Here is an 18331-nt window from a genome sequence, read left to right on the forward strand (position 1 = left end):
GCCAGTCCAGCCCGGCCCCATCCGGCCGAACGACTGCGGCGGGCGGCAGTCAATCGCTTTAAACCCTGCGGGAATTGCCGTCATGAAGCGCCGCTACCGCTGGCCCCTGTGGACGTTCGCCACCGTCGTGGCGCTGCTGGTCGCCCTGCACGTCACCCTGCCCTGGCTGGTGCGCGACTACCTGAACGACAAACTGGCGGACATGGGCGACTACCGCGGCCGGATCACCGACGTCGACCTCGCCCTGTGGCGCGGCGCCTACAAGATCAACGGCCTGAAGATCGTCAAGGTCACGGGCATGGTGCCGGTGCCGTTCGTCGACGCGCCGCTGATCGACCTGTCGGTCAGCTGGCGTTCGCTGTGGCACGACCATGCGGTGGTGGCACGGGTCAAATTCGTCAAACCCGAGGTGAACTTCGTCGATGGCGGCGCCAACAAGCAGAATTCCCAGACCGGCCAAGGCACCGACTGGCGCGCCCAACTGGGCAAGCTGCTGCCGATCACCCTCGACGAAGTGCAGATCGACGACGGACGCATCCGCTTTCGCAACTTCAACGCCAAGCCACCGGTCGACATGAGCGCCACCCACGTCCAGGCCAGCGTGCGCAACCTCACCAACGTGGCGGACACCCAAGGCAAGCGCGACGCCCGCCTGGAGGGCAAGGCCCTGCTGCTGGGCCACGCGCCGCTGGAAACCCTGGCGACGTTCGATCCCCTAAGCAACTTCGAAGACTTCGAGTTCCGCCTGCGCGCCCGCGACATCGAACTCAGGCGCCTGAACGACTTCGCCTCGGCCTACGGCAAATTCGACTTCAACGCCGGCCACGGCGACGTGGTGATCGAGGCCCGGGCCGAGAAGGCCCGGCTCAGCGGCTACATCAAGCCGCTGCTGCGCGACGTCGACGTGTTCAATTGGCAGCAGGACGTGGAAGACCAGAACAAAGGCCTGTTCCGCTCGATCTGGGAAGCGCTGGTGGGCGGCACCGAAACCGTGCTGAAAAACCAGGGCAAGAACCAGTTCGCCACCCGCGTCGAACTCAACGGCAGCGTCCACCGCCAGGACATCAGCGCGTTCGAGGCGTTTGTGCAGATCCTGCGCAACGGCTTCATCCAGGCGTTCAATGCCCGGTATGAACGGCCGAAACCCGATGCGGGTGACTGACGGGGGCCGCTGCGCAGCCCAGCGGGAGCAAGCGCCCTCGCCACAGGGGCAGACCGTTCAAGCCGCCGTCGCCGATGCCATCCATCGGCCGAAACCCAGTCAACATGTGACGCCCCATTCAGAGACTGAATACGCCGTCTGCGTTCACAGTCGGCCGGGCTGCGCGTTATAGTCGGGTCATCCGTTTTTTTCGCCCCCGCCCTGCCCGTTCAGGCCGGCGTCACCGTTCGAGGATTAGCAGATGAAGTTCGAAGGCACCCAGGCCTACGTCGCCACCGATGACCTGAAGCTGGCGGTCAACGCCGCCATCACCCTGGAGCGGCCGCTGCTGGTCAAGGGCGAACCGGGCACCGGCAAGACCATGCTCGCCGAGCAGTTGGCCGAGTCGTTCGGCGCCAAGCTGATCACCTGGCACATCAAGTCCACCACCAAGGCCCACCAGGGCCTGTACGAGTACGACGCGGTCAGCCGCCTGCGCGACTCGCAGCTGGGCGTGGACAAGGTGCACGACGTGCGCAACTACCTGAAGAAGGGCAAGCTCTGGGAAGCCTTCGAGTCCGAGGAGCGGGTGATCCTGCTGATCGACGAGATCGACAAGGCCGACATCGAGTTCCCCAACGACCTGTTGCAGGAACTCGACAAGATGGAGTTCTACGTCTACGAGATCGACGAGACCATCAAGGCCAAGAAGCGCCCGATCATCATCATCACCTCCAACAACGAGAAGGAGCTGCCGGACGCCTTCCTGCGCCGCTGCTTCTTCCACTACATCGCCTTCCCCGACCGCACCACCCTGCAGAAAATCGTCGACGTGCACTACCCGGACATCAAGAAGGACCTGGTCAGCGAAGCGCTGGACGTGTTCTTCGACGTGCGCAAGGTGCCGGGCCTGAAGAAGAAGCCCTCGACCTCCGAACTGGTGGACTGGCTCAAGCTGCTGATGGCCGACAACATCGGCGAAGCGGTGCTGCGCGAGCGCGATCCGACCAAGGCCATCCCGCCGCTGGCCGGCGCCTTGGTCAAGAACGAGCAGGACGTGCAACTGCTTGAGCGATTGGCCTTCATGAGCCGTCGCGGCACCCGCTAAGAGGCTGACGCCATGCTGCTCAACCTGTTCAACGAAATGCGCGCAGCCAAGGTGCCGGTGTCGGTGCGCGAGCTGCTGGACCTGATCAACGCGCTCAAGCAGCGCGTGACCTTCGCCGACATGGACGAGTTCTACTTCCTGTCCCGGGCGATCCTGGTGAAGGACGAGCGCCATTTCGACAAGTTCGACCGGGCCTTCGGCGCCTACTTCAACGGCCTGGAGAAGCTCGACGACCACCTCCAGGCGCTGATTCCCGAAGACTGGCTGCGCAAGGAGTTCGAGCGCTCGCTGACCGACGAGGAACGCGCGCAGATCCAATCCCTCGGCGGCCTCGACAAGCTGATCGAAGAGTTCAAGAAGCGTCTGGAAGAACAGAAGGAACGCCACGCCGGCGGCAACAAGTGGATCGGCACCGGCGGCACCAGCCCGTTCGGTTCCGGCGGCTTCAACCCCGAGGGCATCCGGGTCGGCGACGCCGGCAAGCGCCAGGGCAAGGCCGTGAAGGTCTGGGATCAGCGCGAGTACAAGAACCTCGACGACTCCGTGGAGCTGGGCACCCGCAACATCAAGGTCGCCCTGCGCCGCCTGCGCAAGTTCGCCCGCCAGGGCGCAGCGGAGGAGCTGGACATCGACGGCACCATCGACCACACCGCCCGCGACGCCGGCCTGCTCAACATCCAGATGCGTCCGGAGCGGCGCAACACGGTCAAGCTGTTGCTGCTGTTCGACATCGGCGGCTCGATGGACGCCCATGTGAAGATCTGCGAGGAGCTGTTCTCGGCCTGCAAGACCGAGTTCAAGCACCTGGAGTATTTCTACTTCCACAACTTCATCTATGAGTCGGTGTGGAAGAACAACATGCGCCGCACCTCCGAGCGCACCTCGACCATGGATCTGCTGCACAAGTACGGCGCCGACTACAAGGTGATCTTCATCGGCGACGCCGCCATGGCGCCCTACGAGATCACCCAGGCCGGCGGCAGCGTCGAGCACTGGAACGAAGAGCCGGGCTACGTGTGGATGCAGCGCTTCATGGAGAAGTACAAGAAGCTCATCTGGATCAACCCGTACCCGAAAGACACCTGGGGCTACACCTCCTCGACCAACATCGTGCGCGACCTGATCGAGGATCAGATGTACCCGCTGACGTTGCGCGGGCTGGAGGAAGGGATGCGGTTCCTGTCCAAATAATCCTGGTCGCCCGGACGAACGTCATCGCCAGCAGGCTGGCTCCCACAGAGGTTCCGGCCGTCCACAAACCTTGCGTACGCCACGAAACCTGTGGGAGCCAGCCTGCCGGCGATGGCGACCGGTCTGACACCCCGGTGCCGGATGCCCCGGCCTCTTCGCGGGCAAGTCGAATCGTCGCACCGCCACTCCCACAGTGATCCCGGCCGTCCACAAACCTTGCGTACGCCACGAAACCTGTGGGAGCCAGCCTGCTGGCGATGGCGTCGGTGATGACGCCGCAACAGTTGCCCGCCGACAGAACCTGCCGGCTAAGCGCTCAGCGTTCGACGAAACGCCGCAGATACTCGACCTGCTCACGGTGCGCGGTTTCCTGCACCACCGGTCGCAACCGCACCTGCGCCCCCGGCAGGCACTGCGCCAGCCGCGCCAGCGCCAACGGCGTCAACGCTCCCAGCCGCGGGTAACCGCCGATGGTCTGCCGGTCATTGAGCAGCACGATCGGCTGGCCGTCCGGCGGCACCTGCACCGCCCCCAGGGGAATGCCCTCCGAAATCATCGGCCGGCCCTGATACTGCAACGGCGTGCCCAGCAGGCGGATACCCATGCGGTCGGCCCGGCTGTCGAGCGTCCAGGCACTGTTGAACGCATCGAACAGGCTCTGCCCGCTGAACTCGCCAATCTGCGCGCCCAGCACCAGATCCAGCGGCGCCTTCAGGGCCAGGTCCGGCCGATGCTCCGGCGGCACCTCACGCAGCGGCAACGTGGCGTCGTGACAGTCAAGCAGCGCGCCTCTGGCCAACGGCAATCCCCGCCCCTCCAGACCGCCCAGTTCTTCGCGCACCACCGTCGAGCAACTGCCCAGCACCTGCGCCGCCGCAAAACCGCCGGGCGCCGCCAGATAGGCGCGGGCGCCGCTCAACGGCTGGGTGAACTGCAGCGTCTGCCCCCGACGCAAGGTGAAGCTGCGCCAGGGCAACAGCGGCTCGCCGTCGATCCGGGCGCCGAGGTCGGCCCCGGCCAGCGCCAGCACGCAGTCCTGTTGCGCCGCCACGGCAAAACCGCCGAGGGTGATCTCGATCACCGGCCGGTCAAGCCCGTTGCCCAGCAGCCAGTTGGCCCAGGCCATCGAGCGCCAGTCCGCCGCGCCGCCCTGGGTCACCCCAAGATGGCGCACACCGAACCGCCCCGCATCCTGCAACTGGCACAAAGGCGTGCTCGCTTCGATCGACAGTCGGCTCATGCCAGGGCCTCCAGTGGCGTGTCGTCACCGCCGAGGCGGATGAACTCGGCATGGTCCACCGCCTCGAACCGCACGGTGTCGCCGGGCTGCATCAGGCTGTAACCCTCGCGGTCACGGTCGAACAGCCTGGCCGGGGTGCGGCCGATCAGGTTCCATCCGCCGGGGGACACCGCCGGATACGCCGCAGTCTGGCGCTCGGCGATGCCGACACTGCCGGCGGCGACCTTCTTGCGCGGCGTGTCCAGCCGCGGCGCGGCCAGCACCTCTTCCACCAGCCCCATGAAGGCGAAACCGGGGGCGAAACCGAGGGCGAACACCTGATATTCCCGCGCGCTGTGGCGGCGGATCACCTCCTGCACCGCCAACCCGCTGCGCCGGGACAGCAGGCTCAACTCCGGGCCGACGCTCAGGTCGTACCAGACCGGCAGCACATGGCAGCGGCCTGCGGAACCCGTGTTCGGCGACAGCCCGCGCAAGGCCTCGGCGATCCGCTCCCGCGCCTGGACCGGGTTCAGGGCCGTCAGGTCGTAATGCACCATCAGCGTCGTGTAGGACGGCACCAGATCGATCAGACTTTCGCCGAACACCGCGCGCAACCGCTCGGCGGCGGCCAGCATCCACGGCATGTTGGCTTCGGCGATCTCATCGAACAGGCGCACCATCAGGCAATCCAGCGCCACCACTTCCACCCGTGGGTTCATGCTGCGCCCTGCTCGTTCAAGGCCTGGCGGATGCGCTGCACGGCGGCCACGGAAGCGGCGTTGTCGCCGTGCACGCACAGTGTGTCGGCGTGCAGGAGCAGATCCGTGCCGTCGCTGGCGACGAGGGGCTCTGCGCGGGCGATGGTCAGCGCCTGGCGCACCACCGTTTCCGGATCGTGATGCACCGCGCCCGGCAACTGGCGCGACACCAGCCGCCCGGCGCTGTCGTAGGCGCGGTCGGCGAAGGCCTCGAACCAGAGCGTCACGCCGTACTCGTCGCCCAACTGCTGCGCCGCCGAGTTGTCGCGGGTGGCCATGAGCATCAGCGGCAGCGAGCGGTCATACGCCGCCACGGCCTGGATCACCGCCCGCAGCTGGGCGGGGTTGGCCATCATGTCGTTGTACATCGCGCCGTGGGGTTTGACGTAGCTCACCCGCCCGCCCTGGGCGCGGCAGATGCCGTCGAGGGCGCCGATCTGGTAATGCAGGATGTCTTGCAGTTCCTGGGCGCTGTAGGCCATGGAGCGCCGGCCGAACCCAACCAGGTCCTGATAGGCCGGGTGCGCGCCGATTCTCACCCCGTGGCTCAGGGCCAGGCTCACGGTCTTGCGCATGATGCCGGGGTCGCCGGCGTGGAAACCGCAGGCGATGTTGGCGCAGTCGATGAAGGGCATCACTTCGGCATCCAGCCCCATGGTCCAGCTGCCGAAACTCTCGCCGATGTCGCAATTCAATAGCAGGCGGTTCACGGTGAACACTCCTGTAGCTTTGATCTTTTTCTGCCGTAGGACGCTTGCCATCAGGCCGCGTCCCGCAGGTTATCAGTTACTGCGCGTCCAGTTGCTTGCCACGGGTTTCCGGCAGGCTCAGCGCCGCGAGGATCACCACGCCGTAGGACACCGCCGCAAAGGCGCCGATGCCCAGGCTCAGCGGCACCTTCTGGCTCAGCAGGCCGATCAGCAAGGGAAACAGCGCCGCCAGCGCCCGGCCGACGTTGTAGCAGAAACCCTGGCCGGAGCCGCGGATGCGGGTCGGGAACAGCTCGGTCAGGAACGCGCCCATGCCGCTGAAGATCCCCGAGGCGAAGAAGCCCAGCGGGAACCCCAGCCACAGCATCACGCCATTGCTGACCGGCACCTGGGTGTAGAGCAGCACGATGGTGAACGAACCCACCGCGAACAGGATGAAGTTCTTCTTGCGCCCCAGCAGGTCGGTCAGATAGGCGCTGATCACGTAGCCGGCATAGGAGCCGACGATCACCATCGCCAGGTATCCGCCGGTGCCGAGCACGCTCAAGCCGCGCTCGTTCTTCAGGAACGTCGGCAGCCAGGAAGTGATGGCGTAGTAGCCGCCGAGCGCACCGGTGGTCAGCAACGAGGCGCGGAACGTGGTGAAGAGCATGCCGGGGGCGAAGATCTCATAGAACTTCGACGGGTTCTCCGGGGTTTGCGCGGCCTTGGCTTCGCGGTAGATCTCCGGATCCTTCACCAGGCGCCGGACGAAAATCACGAACACCGCCGGCACGATGCCGAGGATGAACAGCGCCCGCCAGGCGTCTTCGGCCGGCAGCACCGAGAACAGCAGCGCATACAGGATCGCCGTCAGCCCCCAGCCCAGGGCCCAGCCCGACTGCACCATGCCCACGGCCTTGCCGCGGTCCTTGGCGCGGATCACCTCGCCGATCAGCACGGCGCCGGCGGTCCATTCGCCACCGAAACCGAAACCCATCAAGGTGCGGGCGATCAGCAGTTGCTCGTAGTTCTGGGCGAAGCCGCAGAGGAAGGTGAAGAAGGCGAACCACAGCACCGTCAGTTGCAGGGTGCGCACACGGCCGATGCGGTCGGAGAGGATCCCCGCCACCCAGCCGCCGATGGCCGACGCGATCAGGGTGCTGGTGTGGATCAGCCCGGCCTGGCCCGTGGTGATGCCCCACATGGCGATCAGGGTCGGCACCACGAAGCTGAGCATCTGGGTGTCCATGCCGTCGAGGCCGTAGCCGATCTTGCAGCTCCAGAAGGTGCGGCGCTCTTGCTGGTTGATGTTGCGGTACCAGTCGAACGGGCCGGGGCGGGCCGTCGTCTTGGGGAGGTCGAGGGTGTCGGGCGCACTCATGGCAAGTCTCCGCAGGCTTTTATTGGTCTTGTTCGTAGTCCCGACGACGCCTATCGTGGGAACCGCATGCGCCGATTCTTGGGCGCACCGCCCTGCTGCGTCCAACGAATAAAAACCCGCCCTAGCCATAAGAAAAATTTGATCCCATGAACCTGAAGTTTCTCGAGACCTTTGTCTGGGTCGCCCGCCTGAAGAGCTTTCGCCTGACCGCCGACAAGCTGTTCACCACCCAGGCCTCGATTTCCAGCCGCATCGCGGTGCTCGAAGGCGAACTCGGGGTGAAACTGTTCGTGCGCGACTCCCGGGGCGTCAGCCTGACGCCCGAAGGCCTGAAGGTGCTGGAGTACGCCGAGCGGATGCTCGACACGATGCAGGCGCTGAAGCAGTCGATCGAAACCCGCTCCAGCAAGGTCGGCCGGGTGCGCATCGGCGTGATGGACACGGTGATCCACACCTGGCTCAGCCCGTTGGTGGCGCAGATGACCGACCTGTATCCACGGGTGGAAATCGAGCTGGTGGCGGATACGTCGCTGAACCTCTGCGATCAACTGCAAAAAGGCTTTCTTGACCTGATCCTGCAGACTGACCTGGTGCGCCAGGAAAGCGTGCGCAGCCTGGCGTTGGCCAGCCATCCCGTCGGCTGGATCGTCGCCAGCCAATCGATCTACAACCGTGACTACACCAGCCTGGCGGACCTGGCGCAGGAACGGATCATCACCTACTCGAAGAACTCCCGGCCCCACCAGGACATCCTCGCGCTGATGCAGGCCGAGGGCGTGCCGGCGCCTCGGCTGAACTGCGTGAACTCGGTGTCGGCGATCACCCGCCTGCTGCGCGACGGCTTCGGCATCGGCGCCCTGCCGCCGGTGCTGGTGGCCGAGGAACTGGCGCGGGGGGAACTGACCCTGCTCGACATCGGGCAGCGGCCGCAGGACTTGCAGGTGGTGGTGTCGTGGCGGATCGGGGTGGAGTGGGTCGAGGAGATCGTGACCCTGTGCCAGCAAGTGCTGGAGGCCTATGCGCGCAAGGTCGGCGAGGGTTACATCGTCCTGTCGAAATGACCTGTGGCGAGGGAGCTTGCTCCCGCTCGGGTGCGCAGCAGCCGCAAAGAAAGGGGCCTGCTGCGCAGTCCGGCGGGAGCAAGCTCCCTCGCCACGGCAAGCCCCTCACTACGGCAAGCTCCCTTGGTCAGAGGCCGCGCAGGTCGCGCTCCTCGATCGGCCGGCTCTGGCGCAGGCGCTTGCCGCCCAGCACCACCCAGTCGATCAGGCGGAACAGGCATTCCAGGCCGAACGACAGCAGCATCGCCCCGCTCATGCCCCAGATCATCGCCTCCGGGGTCAGCAGGATCTGGTAGCTGTAGCCGTTCCAGGTTTCCTTGCGGATGTCCGGGTCGGCGGCCAGCACCACTTGCAGGAAGCGGATGTACCACGGCCCCTGCATCGCCTGGAACTGCTTGTCCAGCGCGAGCTGACGGTTGAGCAAGGTGCTCAGGCTGTCGGCGTCGCTGCGGAACACCGGGTCTTCGCTGGCGCGGTAGTGGGCGACCAGCGCCTGCAGGTCACCCTTGAAGAACTGCTCGGCGGTGCCCTGGAAGCCGCGCAGACCGGTCTGCGCCTCGATCAGGTGGGCCTCGACCCGCTTGGCGTAGTCGTTGATGAACCCCGGCACCTGGACACCGACCAACAGGCCCGCCGCAAACAACACCAGCCGCAGATAACTGAGCAACATCGCAGGATCCTTATTCGGTCTTGCCGTGGCTGACGCATTCGCCGCGCCGCCACAGGCTCCACTGGCCCGGTTCGTAGCGGGTCCAGGTTTCGTTTTCGGTCAAGGGTTCGGTGGCGATCACCGTGACCACGTCGTTGGGCGTGGTTTCGGCCTGGAAATCGACGATCACGTCGACGTCCTTGAGCCGCGCCGGGCCGAACGGCGCGCGCCGGGTGATCTGCGCCAGTTTGGTCGAGCAATAGCAGAACAGCCAGTCGCCGTCGCTGAGCAGGCAGTTGAACACGCCTTTGCCGCGGTATTCGGCGCAGGCGGCGACCAGGTCCGGCAGCAGCACTTCGATATCGACCGGTTCCGGAAAAGCTGCACGCACGCGGTTGAGCAAATCGCAGAACGCCGCCTCGCTGTCGGTGTCGCCGACCGGGCGGTAGAAGCTCTGCACCGGCGCGAAGTCCGCCAACTGGCCGTTGTGGGCGAAACACCAGTTGCGCCCCCACAGCTCGCGGACGAACGGATGGGTGTTGGACAGGCAGACCTTGCCGACGTTGGCCTGGCGGATGTGGCCGATGACCACTTCGCTCTTGATCGGGTAACGCTGCACCAGGTTGGCCACTTCCGACTCGCAGCTGGCCGCCGGATCCTGGAACAGCCGCAGCCCGCGCCCTTCATAGAACGCGATGCCCCAGCCGTCGCGGTGCGGCCCGGTGCGGCCGCCGCGCTGCATCAGCCCGGTGAAGCTGAACACGATGTCGGTCGGCACGTTGGCGCTCATGCCCAATAGTTCACACATGTGCGGATTCCCGTGGTTACAGACGCGGCTCGACCCGCATGCGCTGCGGGTTGCCCGGCACGGGCGGACGGCCGTAGCGGTCGTCGCCGGCACCGCCGAACGGTCGGTCGGCGTCCCGCTCGTCTTCGGCGCGGGCCGCTGCACGGGCGGCTTCGGCCTGTTCCTTGCGGGCGTTGGAGGCCCGTTCGATCGGGAAGCGGATCAGCACGAAAATCAGGTAGATGCCGAAGGCGATCATGCCGTACATCAGCAGTTCGGAAATCGCGCGCCAGGCGTTATTGCCGACCTTGAACAGCAGGTCCAACGCGGTGATGGCCACCGCCGGGGCGTATTTTTCCTTCACCGGGTCGATGATGGTCGGGGCGAACAGCAGCACGGCCATCAGCAGCCGCAGCGGCTCGCGCAGCCAGCGCCACATCCAACGGGTCATGCGCATCCACACCAGCAGGCAGCCCAAGGCGGCGAAGGCGTAGAGGCCCCAGGCGATCAGATAGTCGTTCTCGGTCATGGTGTCCATGGCAAGGCAGGCAAAGAGGCGCTTATAGTAACGGCTTTTCGCACGGCAGGCTTGCTCCATAAGACATGCAACCTGCGGGAGTCCGCCTGCCGGCGATGAGGCCGGCGCATTCGGCGCCGATGCTGCCTGGCTGTCCGCCACCGTCGGCAGGCGGGCTCCCAAGGGGTCGGCCATGCCGGCCCGGCCTGCGAACACCCCATTTCCGAATTTTGTCCTGGAGCCCTCCATGCCCGCATCCGTCAACGCCCCCAGCGCCCCGATCGCCCGCAAGGCCCCCGGAGCCGACCCCTACGCCTGGCTGCAGGAGCGCGACACCGACGCGGTGCTCGACTATCTCAAGGCCGAAAACGCCTACCAGCAGGCGCAGACCGCCGATCAGGAAGGCCTGCGCGAAACCCTGTTCGAGGAGATCAAGGGCCGCATCCTGGAAACCGACCTGTCGCTGCCCTCGCCCTGGGGGCCGTTCCTGTACTACACCCGCACCACCGCCGGCGACGAATACGCCCGCCACTACCGCTGCCCGCGCCCGGCCGACGGCAGCCTGACCCTGGACGAAAGCCGCGAGCAACTGCTGCTCGACCCGAATGCGCTGGCCAACGGCGGGTTCTTCTCCCTCGGCGCTTTCAGCGTCAGCCCGGACCATCAGCGCCTGGCCTACAGCGTCGATGCCTCGGGGGATGAGATCTACACCCTGTTCGTCAAGGAACTGTCCAGCGACAAGGTCAGCGAACTGGAATTCCAGGACTGCGACGGCAGCATGACCTGGGCCAACGACAGCCTGACCCTGTTCTTCGGCACGCTCGACGACACCCACCGCCCGTACAAGCTGTTCCGCTACCGGCTGGACGGCACCGCCGCCGAAGAGGTGTTCCACGAGCCGGACGGGCGCTTCTTCCTGCATTGCTACCGGGCAAGCTCCGAGCGGCAATTGCTGCTGTCCCTGGGCAGCAAGACCACCAGCGAAGTCTGGGCGCTCGATGCCGACCAGCCGCAGCAGGCGTTCGCCTGCCTGGCGCCGCGGGTCGAGGATCACGAGTACGACGTCGACCACGGCCAGCTCGACGGCCAGTGGACGTGGTTCATCCGCACCAACCGCGACGGCATCAACTTCGCGCTGTACCAGGCCCCCGACACCGGCCGCGCCCCGGTCGAAGCCGACTGGCGGAACCTGATCCCCCACAGCGACACGGTGATGCTCGACGGCCTGAGCCTGAACGCCGGCGCCCTGACCCTGAGCCTGCGCGAAGGCGGCCTGCCGGTCATCGAAGTCCGCCCGCAGGGCCTTGCGCCCTACCGCGTGCAATTGCCGGACGCGGCCTACAGCCTCTATGTGCAAAACAGCCTGGAGTTCGACAGCGACCGCATCCGCCTGCGCTACGAAGCCCTCAACCGACCGGCCCAGGTGCGCCAACTGATCCTGGCCAGCGGCGAACAGGCCGTGCTCAAGCAGACCCCGGTGCTCGGCCCGTTCGATGCCGACGCCTACGTCAGCCAGCGCTTGTGGGCCACGGCGCCGGACGGCACCCAGGTGCCGATCAGCCTGGTGGTCAAACGTGAGAAGCTCGGCCAGCCGGTGCCGCTGTACCTGTACGGCTACGGCGCCTACGGCTCGAGCCTCGACCCGTGGTTCTCCCACGCACGGCTGAGCCTGCTGGACCGCGGCATGGCCTTCGCCATCGCCCACGTGCGCGGCGGCGGCGAACTGGGCGAGGCCTGGTACCGCGCCGGCAAGCAGGAGCACAAGCACAACACCTTCAGCGACTTCATCGCCTGCGCCGAGCACCTGATCGCCGAGGGTTTCACCTCCTCGCCGCAACTGGCGATCAGCGGCGGCAGCGCCGGCGGGCTGCTGATCGGCGCGGTGCTCAACCAGCGTCCGGAACTGTTCGGCGCGGCGATCGCCGAAGTGCCGTTCGTCGACGTGCTCAACACCATGCTCGACCCGGAGCTGCCGCTGACCGTCACCGAATACGACGAGTGGGGCAACCCCGAGGAGCCGGACGTGTACACGCGGATCAAGGCTTACGCGCCCTACGAAAACGTCACCGCCCGGGCGTATCCCGCTACACTGGTGATCGCCGGCTACAACGACAGCCGCGTGCAGTACTGGGAAGCGGCCAAGTGGGTGGCGAAACTGCGCGCCACCAAGACCGACGACAACCTCCTGCTGCTCAAGACCGAACTGGGCGCCGGCCATGGCGGCATGAGCGGGCGCTATCAGGGATTGCGTGACGCAGCCCTCGAATATGCATTTCTCTTCAAGGTCCTGGGGATCGCCTGAGGAACTCCGCCGGTCAGTCGGGTCTTAATTCCCGACACCGCAGGCCGATAGTTCATACAGCCCTGCGGGAGCGAGCCTGCTCGCGATAGCCATCTGTCATTCACCTCGAGGGGGACTGGCAGGACGCTGTCGCGAGCAGGCTTGCGCCTGCAACGGGCTGTGCGATGCCTGGAAACCGTGAAAACAAAAAAGACCGCGACGACATGTCAGAACCGACCCTGCTCAACAACGAAATCCGCGACTGGCTGATGGACTGCGGCCTGTTCGACCAACTGCAGCCGGCGGACTTCGCCGCCGCCTCGGGCTACTTCAGCATCAGCACCGTGGCCGAAGGCGAAGCGATTTTCCGCGAAGGCGATGCCGGCAGCTTCATGTGCATCATTCACACAGGCCAGGTGGCGGTGCAGAAGACCAACGGCGACGGCCAGACCGTGACCATGGCCACCCTGCGCAGCGGCCGGGCCTTCGGCGAAATGGCCGTGCTCGACGGCGAACGCCGCTCGGCCACCTGCGTGGCGGCGAGCAACTGCCAGCTGCTCAACCTGGGCAAGGACTCCCTGGAGAAGATGCTCAACGACGCGCCCAAGATCGCCGCCAAGATCATCCGCGCCCTCGCCGTCTCGCTGTCCAAACGCCTGCGCATGGCCGACGGGCAACTGGCGGCGCAGCAGATCTAGCCGCCGGGGGACTTGCCCTTGGCGTCATTCGGCTCAAGCCCAGGCAAGGGTTGATCCTTGGTCGGCGGGCTGGGCATTTCGATCGGCACCAGCGGCGGGCCGCCGCTGCCGGGCCCGGTCTTGGGCACCGGCACAGGGCTGATCTGCGGGTACGGGGTCGGCGTCGCGGTGCCGGGCGAACCGGGCTGGCCGGGCGGCGCCACCGGAACCGATTGCTGGGCCTGGACCTGCGGGATCGAGATTGCGGCCATCGCAATGACCGCTAGAATGGTGCGCTTCATTCAGGGCTCCGTATTGGCCTGAGTCTGTGCACAGGCTACTCCCAACCGGATCCGGCTGCCTGTCCTTTCTTGCAGGATCCTGCGGCCCCTGGGCTAAACTCTGCTGTAACCGTCATTAGTCTTTTACCAAGGTGAACCCATGAGTTCGTCGACCCCGACCAACACCTCGAAACTGGACCGCATCCTCGCCGACAACCAGCGCGACAAGGAAATGGGCTACCGCGACAAGGCCCTGAAGATGTACCCGCACGTGTGCGGACGCTGCGCCCGGGAGTTCTCCGGCAAGCGCCTGAGCGAACTGACCGTGCACCACCGCGACCACAACCACGACAACAACCCGCAGGACGGCTCCAACTGGGAGCTGCTGTGCCTGTACTGCCACGACAACGAACATTCGCGCTACACCGATCAGCAGTACTTCGGCGAAGGCTCGCTGAGCACGCCGAAGATCGCCAAGGCCACGCACAACCCGTTTGCGGCGCTGGCCGGGATGATGAAGAAGGACGACTGAGGTTCTTCGCTGGCTTGCAGGCTTCGTCACAGGCCAACGGCGGTGCACATGACACTGTGGGAGCCAGCCTGCTGGCGATGGCGCCCTCACTGACGCCATCGCCAGCAGGCTGGCTCCCACATTTCATGTCCGGCATCAGTCCCCATGCCGAAGCGGGCTTGCCGCGGGCGGCGATCCGACGATGGGGCCGGGACAGACACCACAGATCCCGAACCTGCCCCCCTCCTCCCCAATCCCCGTATAATCGCCCTCTTTTTTCCGAAGGCACCCCGCTCGTGGCAGACAAACGGTACAGCTGCATTGGTTTGTTCAACCCCAAATCACCGGAGAACGTCGGCTCGGTGATGCGCGCCGCCGGCTGCTACGGCGTGGCGTCGGTGTTCTACACCGGCAAGCGCTATGAGCGCGCCGCCGATTTCGTCACCGACACCAAGCGCGTGCACTACGACATCCCGCTGATCGGCATCGACGACCTGAAGAAGATCCTGCCGCTGGGCTGCGTGCCGGTCGCGGTGGAGCTGGTGGACGGCGCCCGCGCCCTGCCGGAGTACACCCACCCGGATCGCGCCCTGTACATCTTCGGCCCCGAAGACGGCTCGCTGGACAAGGAGATCCGCGACTGGTGCGAAGACGTCGTGTACATCCCCACCACCGGCTGCATGAACCTGGCCGCCACGGTCAACGTTGTGCTCTACGACCGCATGGCCAAGGGCCTGAACACCCGCTCCGGGCCGAAATTCCGCTGAGGCGCCGCACATCCGACGGAACGAGCCGACCGCCCGTGCAGTCAGCTTGAATATCCCCACCCAACGCCCGGAGACAGATCATGAGCGAACTCAAACGCGTCGAACGCATCGAATCCACCCCGTTCCAGAGCCGTTCCGAACAGAACGTCCAGGGCTGGGAACGCATCGGCTCGCTGGCCGGCGGCGTGCTGATGGTCGGCAAGGGCCTGCGCCGCGGCGGCGTGTTCGGCCTGATCCAGGTGGCCATCGGCGGCGCGGCCATGGCCCGCGGCCTCACCGGCCACAGTTCGGTGAAGAGCCTGCTGGATAAGAGCCGTCAGGACATGAACAACGTGCGGGCGAAGATCGAGCGGGCCGGCGAAGAGTTGCGCACCTTGAAGGCCAATGCCGAGGCCGCGACCCGCACGGCGACGGTGACCGGCAACGAGTCGGTGAAGTCCCCGAAGGCCGGGGTCTGACCCGGGACCTGCATTGAGCTGAATGGCCCTATCGCCAGCAGGCTGGCTCCCACAGGGGAAAGGGTGGGAGCCGGCCTGCCGGCGATTTCTGTCTGATGCATCGATGCTGGGTGGGCTGCAGCCATCGCGGGCAAGCCCGCTCCCACAGAGAATGCAAGTGTCTGCAGAATCGGTGTGCACCACTCAACCCTGTGGGAGCCGGCCTGCTGGCGATGGCGGCGTTACTGGAGCAATGCGCTGTCGAGCACCCTGGACGACTCGCCGATGACGCCCTCGGCCAGTTGCACGAACGCCGGGGCATCCACCCGCCCCGCCTGCATCGCCCCGCGCAGCACATCGTCCAGCGAGCGCTTGTTGCGGGTCTTGAGGCGGATCTCGCGGTCCAGTTCCTGCAACAGCAGCACGGCCTTGGCCACCTGCGCCGCACTGGCCTGGGCGCCGCGCAACGTGGTGACGCCATGGCTGTCCGTGGTCAGCTTCGCCTGCCAGGCCTGATACCGGTCGTCGCTCATGCCGCCGGCGCGGCGCACCAGTTCGACGGCGTAATACTCGGCGAACCCTTCGCTGATCCAGTCGCTGCGCTGCCCGTCGTTGATCCGGCCCATCACCTGGTTCAGTTCGCGCAGCACGGCGCTGGCACCGTTTTCGCTGACCAGCGGTAAACGCGTGTTCAGGTAAACGGAACCGTGAGCCCCCAGGCTGCCGCGCCACATCGGGTCGTTGGCGCCGACGATCAGCAGCTTGCCGGGATGCTGCGGATACAGCGCCTGCACCTGCGGCCAAACGAACGTCAGCAACGTCAGCACATCCATGCGCCGCATGCCTTGGCCCTTGGGCGAGGCCACGGTGACTTCGGTTTCCCCCAGCCGGGCGCGGCGGCTGCCGAGGTGACCGGCGAGCATCCAGCCGGTGGGGCGGTCGAACAGGCGTGACGGGTTGTCGATGCGAAACTTGTCCTTGCCGATGCGCGGCCAGGCGGTCTCGACGCTTTTCCAGCCGTCGGGCAAATCGAATTGCAGGCGCGAGACCAGCTCGGTGCCGTCCTGCTGATCGAGCCGGGCCGGCGGCACCAGTTCATCGCCGCGCAGCAGCGCCCAGGCCGGGGTCATGCGCGTGTCGAAGCTGCCGCTCTTGCGGCCGTGGCTGATGCGCACGCGGTAGGTCAGGCTGGCCTTGTCCGCCGCCGGACGCCATACGCCACGCGCCTGCTTGCCCGGATTCAGCTGCCATTGGCCGTCGGCCTTGAAATCGCTGTAGCGGCTGCCGTCGCCGAGGTCGAAATCCAGGCTGCGCACCGCCTCGCCCTTGGCGAGGGTCAGGCGCACTTCGGCCTGGTCGCTCTGCGGCAACAGGCGCACGCGGTAATCCAGTTCGACTTTCTGCGCCGCCCATACCGGTGCACCCACAACCAGCAGGCCTGCGGCCATTACCTGACGCCATCCCGAAGCCATGCATACTCCCTTGCGAATCCGTGAAGGTTTATCCGGCGCGGAAAATCAGGTGATCTTCCCAGTCGTCTTCCGGCACGCTGCCTTCGGCGAGCATGCGCCCGGACTGGGAAATGCGTTCGTGGTGCACCGCGTCGCGGTCGCCGCACACCAGGTGGTGCCACAACGGCAGGTCCTTGCCTTCGCTGACCAGGCGGTAGCCGCAGGTCGGCGGCAGCCATTTGAACTCGTCGGCCTTGCCCGGCGTGAGCTGGATGCAGTCCGGCACGAAGTCGCGGCGGTTGGGGTAGTCGCTGCACTGGCAGGTCTTGAGGTCCAGCAGCTTGCAGGCGATGCGCGTGTAGTAGACGCTGTTGTCCTCTTCGTCCTCAAGCTTTTGCAGGCAGCACAGGCCGCAGCCGTCGCACAGCGATTCCCATTCCTCCGGATCGAGCTGATCGAGGGTTTTGCGTATCCAGAACGGTTCGACTTTGGCGGCCATGGCTCAAGCATCAACATCAGGTGGTGAAAAGGCCGCCAGTCTAGTGCCCAAGGCCCGGCGGACCAAGCGTCGGCGACTGCCGGTTGCGCCGGGCTTGTCAGTTCCCGCGGGGCCAAGTAGCTTTGCCTGTCGCAACAAGCCCCGCCCGGGTGCCATCAACGCTCGACCGCGTTGCCGTCCGGCGAACCGCACGGCTCAACGGAACCCCATCGACCAGTCCGCCTGGTCCCGCCGGGTTCCGGTTCGACTCTCTTACTCAAACGTAGCAAGGAATCTCTTGATGAGTGCCAACCCTCGCGTTGCCGATTACGCCATTCACCCGCAGTTCACCGACCGCTGGTCGCCCCGTGCCTTCACCGGCGAAGCGATCCCGGAGGAAACCCTGCTGAGCTTCTTCGAAGCCGCGCGCTGGGCGCCGTCGGCCTACAACTCGCAGCCGTGGCGCTTTCTCTACGCCCGCCGCGACACGCCGAACTGGGAGCGTTACCTGGGCCTGCTCAACGAATTCAACCGCGCCTGGGCACAGCACGCCTCGGCCCTGGTGATCGTGATCTCCAAGACCACCTTCACCGCACCGGGCGCCGCCGAAGAGACCCCGGCGCTGTGGCACACCTTCGACACCGGTTCGGCCTGGGGCCACCTGGCGCTGCAGGCGAGCCTGAGCGGCTGGCACACCCACGGCATGGCCGGCTTCGACCAGGAGCTGACCCGCAAGGAGCTGAACATTCCGGAAGGTTACGCGCTGCACGCGGCCGTTGCCGTGGGCAAGCTGGGCGACAAGGCCACCCTGGCCGAATACCTGCAAGCCCGCGAGGTGCCGAGCCCGCGCCGTCCGCTGAGCGAGCTGGCCGCCGAGGGCGATTTCACCCTCTGAGGCCTTTGCTTCCTCGCTGACGCCATCGCCAGCAGGCTGACTCCCA

The 18331-nt window shown here is 66.1% G+C and carries 20 protein-coding genes; 10 read left to right on the forward strand and 10 right to left on the reverse strand.

Annotated elements, in window-relative coordinates:
* Positions 1 to 82 precede the first annotated feature (82 nt).
* The 3 genes from ACIP0B_RS15350 (at position 83) to ACIP0B_RS15360 (ending at position 3440) form a co-directional block, all read left to right on the forward strand.
* Positions 83 to 1162: a DUF748 domain-containing protein gene (locus ACIP0B_RS15350; protein WP_400833269.1), complete on the forward strand. Its 1080-nt coding sequence runs from the start codon at positions 83 to 85 to the stop codon at positions 1160 to 1162.
* 241 nt (positions 1163 to 1403) lie between these two features.
* Positions 1404 to 2249 (forward strand): MoxR family ATPase, encoded by an 846-nt coding sequence (locus ACIP0B_RS15355; protein WP_085585042.1) that lies wholly within the window; start codon positions 1404 to 1406, stop codon positions 2247 to 2249.
* Positions 2250 to 2261: 12 nt separating this feature from the next.
* A complete protein-coding gene (locus ACIP0B_RS15360) occupies positions 2262 to 3440 on the forward strand; it encodes a VWA domain-containing protein (protein ID WP_085585044.1) in 1179 nt (392 codons plus the stop codon).
* Between the two features lie 316 nt (positions 3441 to 3756).
* On the opposite strand, the gene ACIP0B_RS15365 is transcribed toward ACIP0B_RS15360, so the two are convergent.
* The 4 genes from ACIP0B_RS15365 to ACIP0B_RS15380 all read right to left on the reverse strand — a co-directional run bounded on the left by ACIP0B_RS15365 (position 3757) and on the right by ACIP0B_RS15380 (position 7493).
* Positions 3757 to 4680 carry a biotin-dependent carboxyltransferase family protein gene (locus tag ACIP0B_RS15365; protein WP_400833272.1) on the reverse strand — a complete coding sequence of 308 codons (924 nt, stop codon included), beginning with the start codon at positions 4678 to 4680 and terminating at the stop codon, positions 3757 to 3759.
* Complete coding sequence (gene pxpB / locus ACIP0B_RS15370; protein ID WP_400833275.1) at positions 4677 to 5381, reverse strand: 5-oxoprolinase subunit PxpB; 705 nt, start codon at positions 5379 to 5381, stop codon at positions 4677 to 4679. The genes ACIP0B_RS15365 and pxpB overlap by 4 nt, the downstream gene beginning before the upstream one ends.
* A complete protein-coding gene (locus ACIP0B_RS15375) occupies positions 5378 to 6130 on the reverse strand; it encodes a 5-oxoprolinase subunit PxpA (RefSeq protein ID WP_400833277.1) in 753 nt (250 codons plus the stop codon). Before ACIP0B_RS15375 ends, pxpB begins: the two co-directional genes overlap by 4 nt.
* 76 nt (positions 6131 to 6206) lie before the next feature.
* On the reverse strand, positions 6207 to 7493 hold the full coding sequence (locus tag ACIP0B_RS15380; RefSeq protein ID WP_400833280.1) for an MFS transporter: 1287 nt from the start codon (positions 7491 to 7493) through the stop codon (positions 6207 to 6209).
* Positions 7494 to 7639: 146 nt separating this feature from the next.
* Between ACIP0B_RS15380 and ACIP0B_RS15385 the strand changes: the two genes are divergently transcribed.
* Positions 7640 to 8554, forward strand: coding sequence for a LysR family transcriptional regulator (locus ACIP0B_RS15385; RefSeq protein ID WP_400833282.1), 915 nt, complete (start codon positions 7640 to 7642; stop codon positions 8552 to 8554).
* A 127-nt stretch (positions 8555 to 8681) separates the two neighbouring features.
* On the opposite strand, the gene ACIP0B_RS15390 is transcribed toward ACIP0B_RS15385, so the two are convergent.
* From ACIP0B_RS15390 to ACIP0B_RS15400, 3 genes are read right to left on the reverse strand one after another with little or no spacing between them, the layout of a single operon-like run.
* Complete coding sequence (locus ACIP0B_RS15390) at positions 8682 to 9224, reverse strand: DUF2937 family protein (RefSeq protein WP_400833284.1); 543 nt, start codon at positions 9222 to 9224, stop codon at positions 8682 to 8684.
* A 10-nt stretch (positions 9225 to 9234) separates the two neighbouring features.
* Positions 9235 to 10011 carry a class II glutamine amidotransferase gene (locus tag ACIP0B_RS15395; RefSeq protein ID WP_400833286.1) on the reverse strand — a complete coding sequence of 259 codons (777 nt, stop codon included), beginning with the start codon at positions 10009 to 10011 and terminating at the stop codon, positions 9235 to 9237.
* A gap of 16 nt (positions 10012 to 10027) precedes the next feature.
* The gene (locus ACIP0B_RS15400; protein WP_400833287.1) at positions 10028 to 10528 is read right to left on the reverse strand and encodes an MFS transporter; all 501 of its coding nucleotides are present in this window, start codon (positions 10526 to 10528) and stop codon (positions 10028 to 10030) included.
* Between the two features lie 226 nt (positions 10529 to 10754).
* Between ACIP0B_RS15400 and ACIP0B_RS15405 the strand changes: the two genes are divergently transcribed.
* On the forward strand, positions 10755 to 12809 hold the full coding sequence (locus tag ACIP0B_RS15405) for a S9 family peptidase (protein WP_400833290.1): 2055 nt from the start codon (positions 10755 to 10757) through the stop codon (positions 12807 to 12809).
* Positions 12810 to 13012: 203 nt separating this feature from the next.
* Positions 13013 to 13486: a cyclic nucleotide-binding domain-containing protein gene (locus tag ACIP0B_RS15410; protein WP_400833291.1), complete on the forward strand. Its 474-nt coding sequence runs from the start codon at positions 13013 to 13015 to the stop codon at positions 13484 to 13486.
* Here the strand turns inward: ACIP0B_RS15410 and ACIP0B_RS15415 are convergent.
* Complete coding sequence (locus ACIP0B_RS15415; protein WP_400833294.1) at positions 13483 to 13767, reverse strand: hypothetical protein; 285 nt, start codon at positions 13765 to 13767, stop codon at positions 13483 to 13485. The two genes, ACIP0B_RS15410 and ACIP0B_RS15415, sit on opposite strands and share 4 nt — an antisense overlap.
* Before the next feature lie 139 nt (positions 13768 to 13906).
* On the opposite strand from ACIP0B_RS15415, the gene ACIP0B_RS15420 reads away from it, so the two are divergent.
* From ACIP0B_RS15420 to ACIP0B_RS15430, 3 genes are all read left to right on the forward strand, one after another.
* Positions 13907 to 14278, forward strand: a complete 372-nt coding sequence (locus tag ACIP0B_RS15420) for a YajD family HNH nuclease (RefSeq protein ID WP_085585065.1) — start codon at positions 13907 to 13909, stop codon at positions 14276 to 14278.
* Between the two features lie 275 nt (positions 14279 to 14553).
* Complete coding sequence (locus ACIP0B_RS15425; protein WP_085585067.1) at positions 14554 to 15024, forward strand: RNA methyltransferase; 471 nt, start codon at positions 14554 to 14556, stop codon at positions 15022 to 15024.
* Positions 15025 to 15104: 80 nt separating this feature from the next.
* The gene (locus ACIP0B_RS15430) at positions 15105 to 15482 is read left to right on the forward strand and encodes a DUF2892 domain-containing protein (protein ID WP_400833298.1); all 378 of its coding nucleotides are present in this window, start codon (positions 15105 to 15107) and stop codon (positions 15480 to 15482) included.
* Between the two features lie 221 nt (positions 15483 to 15703).
* On the opposite strand, the gene ACIP0B_RS15435 is transcribed toward ACIP0B_RS15430, so the two are convergent.
* Positions 15704 to 16933 (reverse strand): hypothetical protein, encoded by a 1230-nt coding sequence (locus tag ACIP0B_RS15435; protein ID WP_400833300.1) that lies wholly within the window; start codon positions 16931 to 16933, stop codon positions 15704 to 15706.
* 28 nt (positions 16934 to 16961) lie between these two features.
* Positions 16962 to 17411 (reverse strand): YcgN family cysteine cluster protein, encoded by a 450-nt coding sequence (locus ACIP0B_RS15440; protein ID WP_400833301.1) that lies wholly within the window; start codon positions 17409 to 17411, stop codon positions 16962 to 16964.
* A 280-nt stretch (positions 17412 to 17691) separates the two neighbouring features.
* Between ACIP0B_RS15440 and ACIP0B_RS15445 the strand changes: the two genes are divergently transcribed.
* Positions 17692 to 18285, forward strand: a complete 594-nt coding sequence (locus ACIP0B_RS15445; protein WP_085585075.1) for a nitroreductase family protein — start codon at positions 17692 to 17694, stop codon at positions 18283 to 18285.
* The last annotated feature ends 46 nt before the right edge of the window (positions 18286 to 18331 follow it).

Source organism: Pseudomonas sp. NPDC089534 (assembly GCF_044749305.1).
GTDB classification, from domain to species: Bacteria; Pseudomonadota; Gammaproteobacteria; order Pseudomonadales; family Pseudomonadaceae; genus Aquipseudomonas; species Aquipseudomonas ekonensis.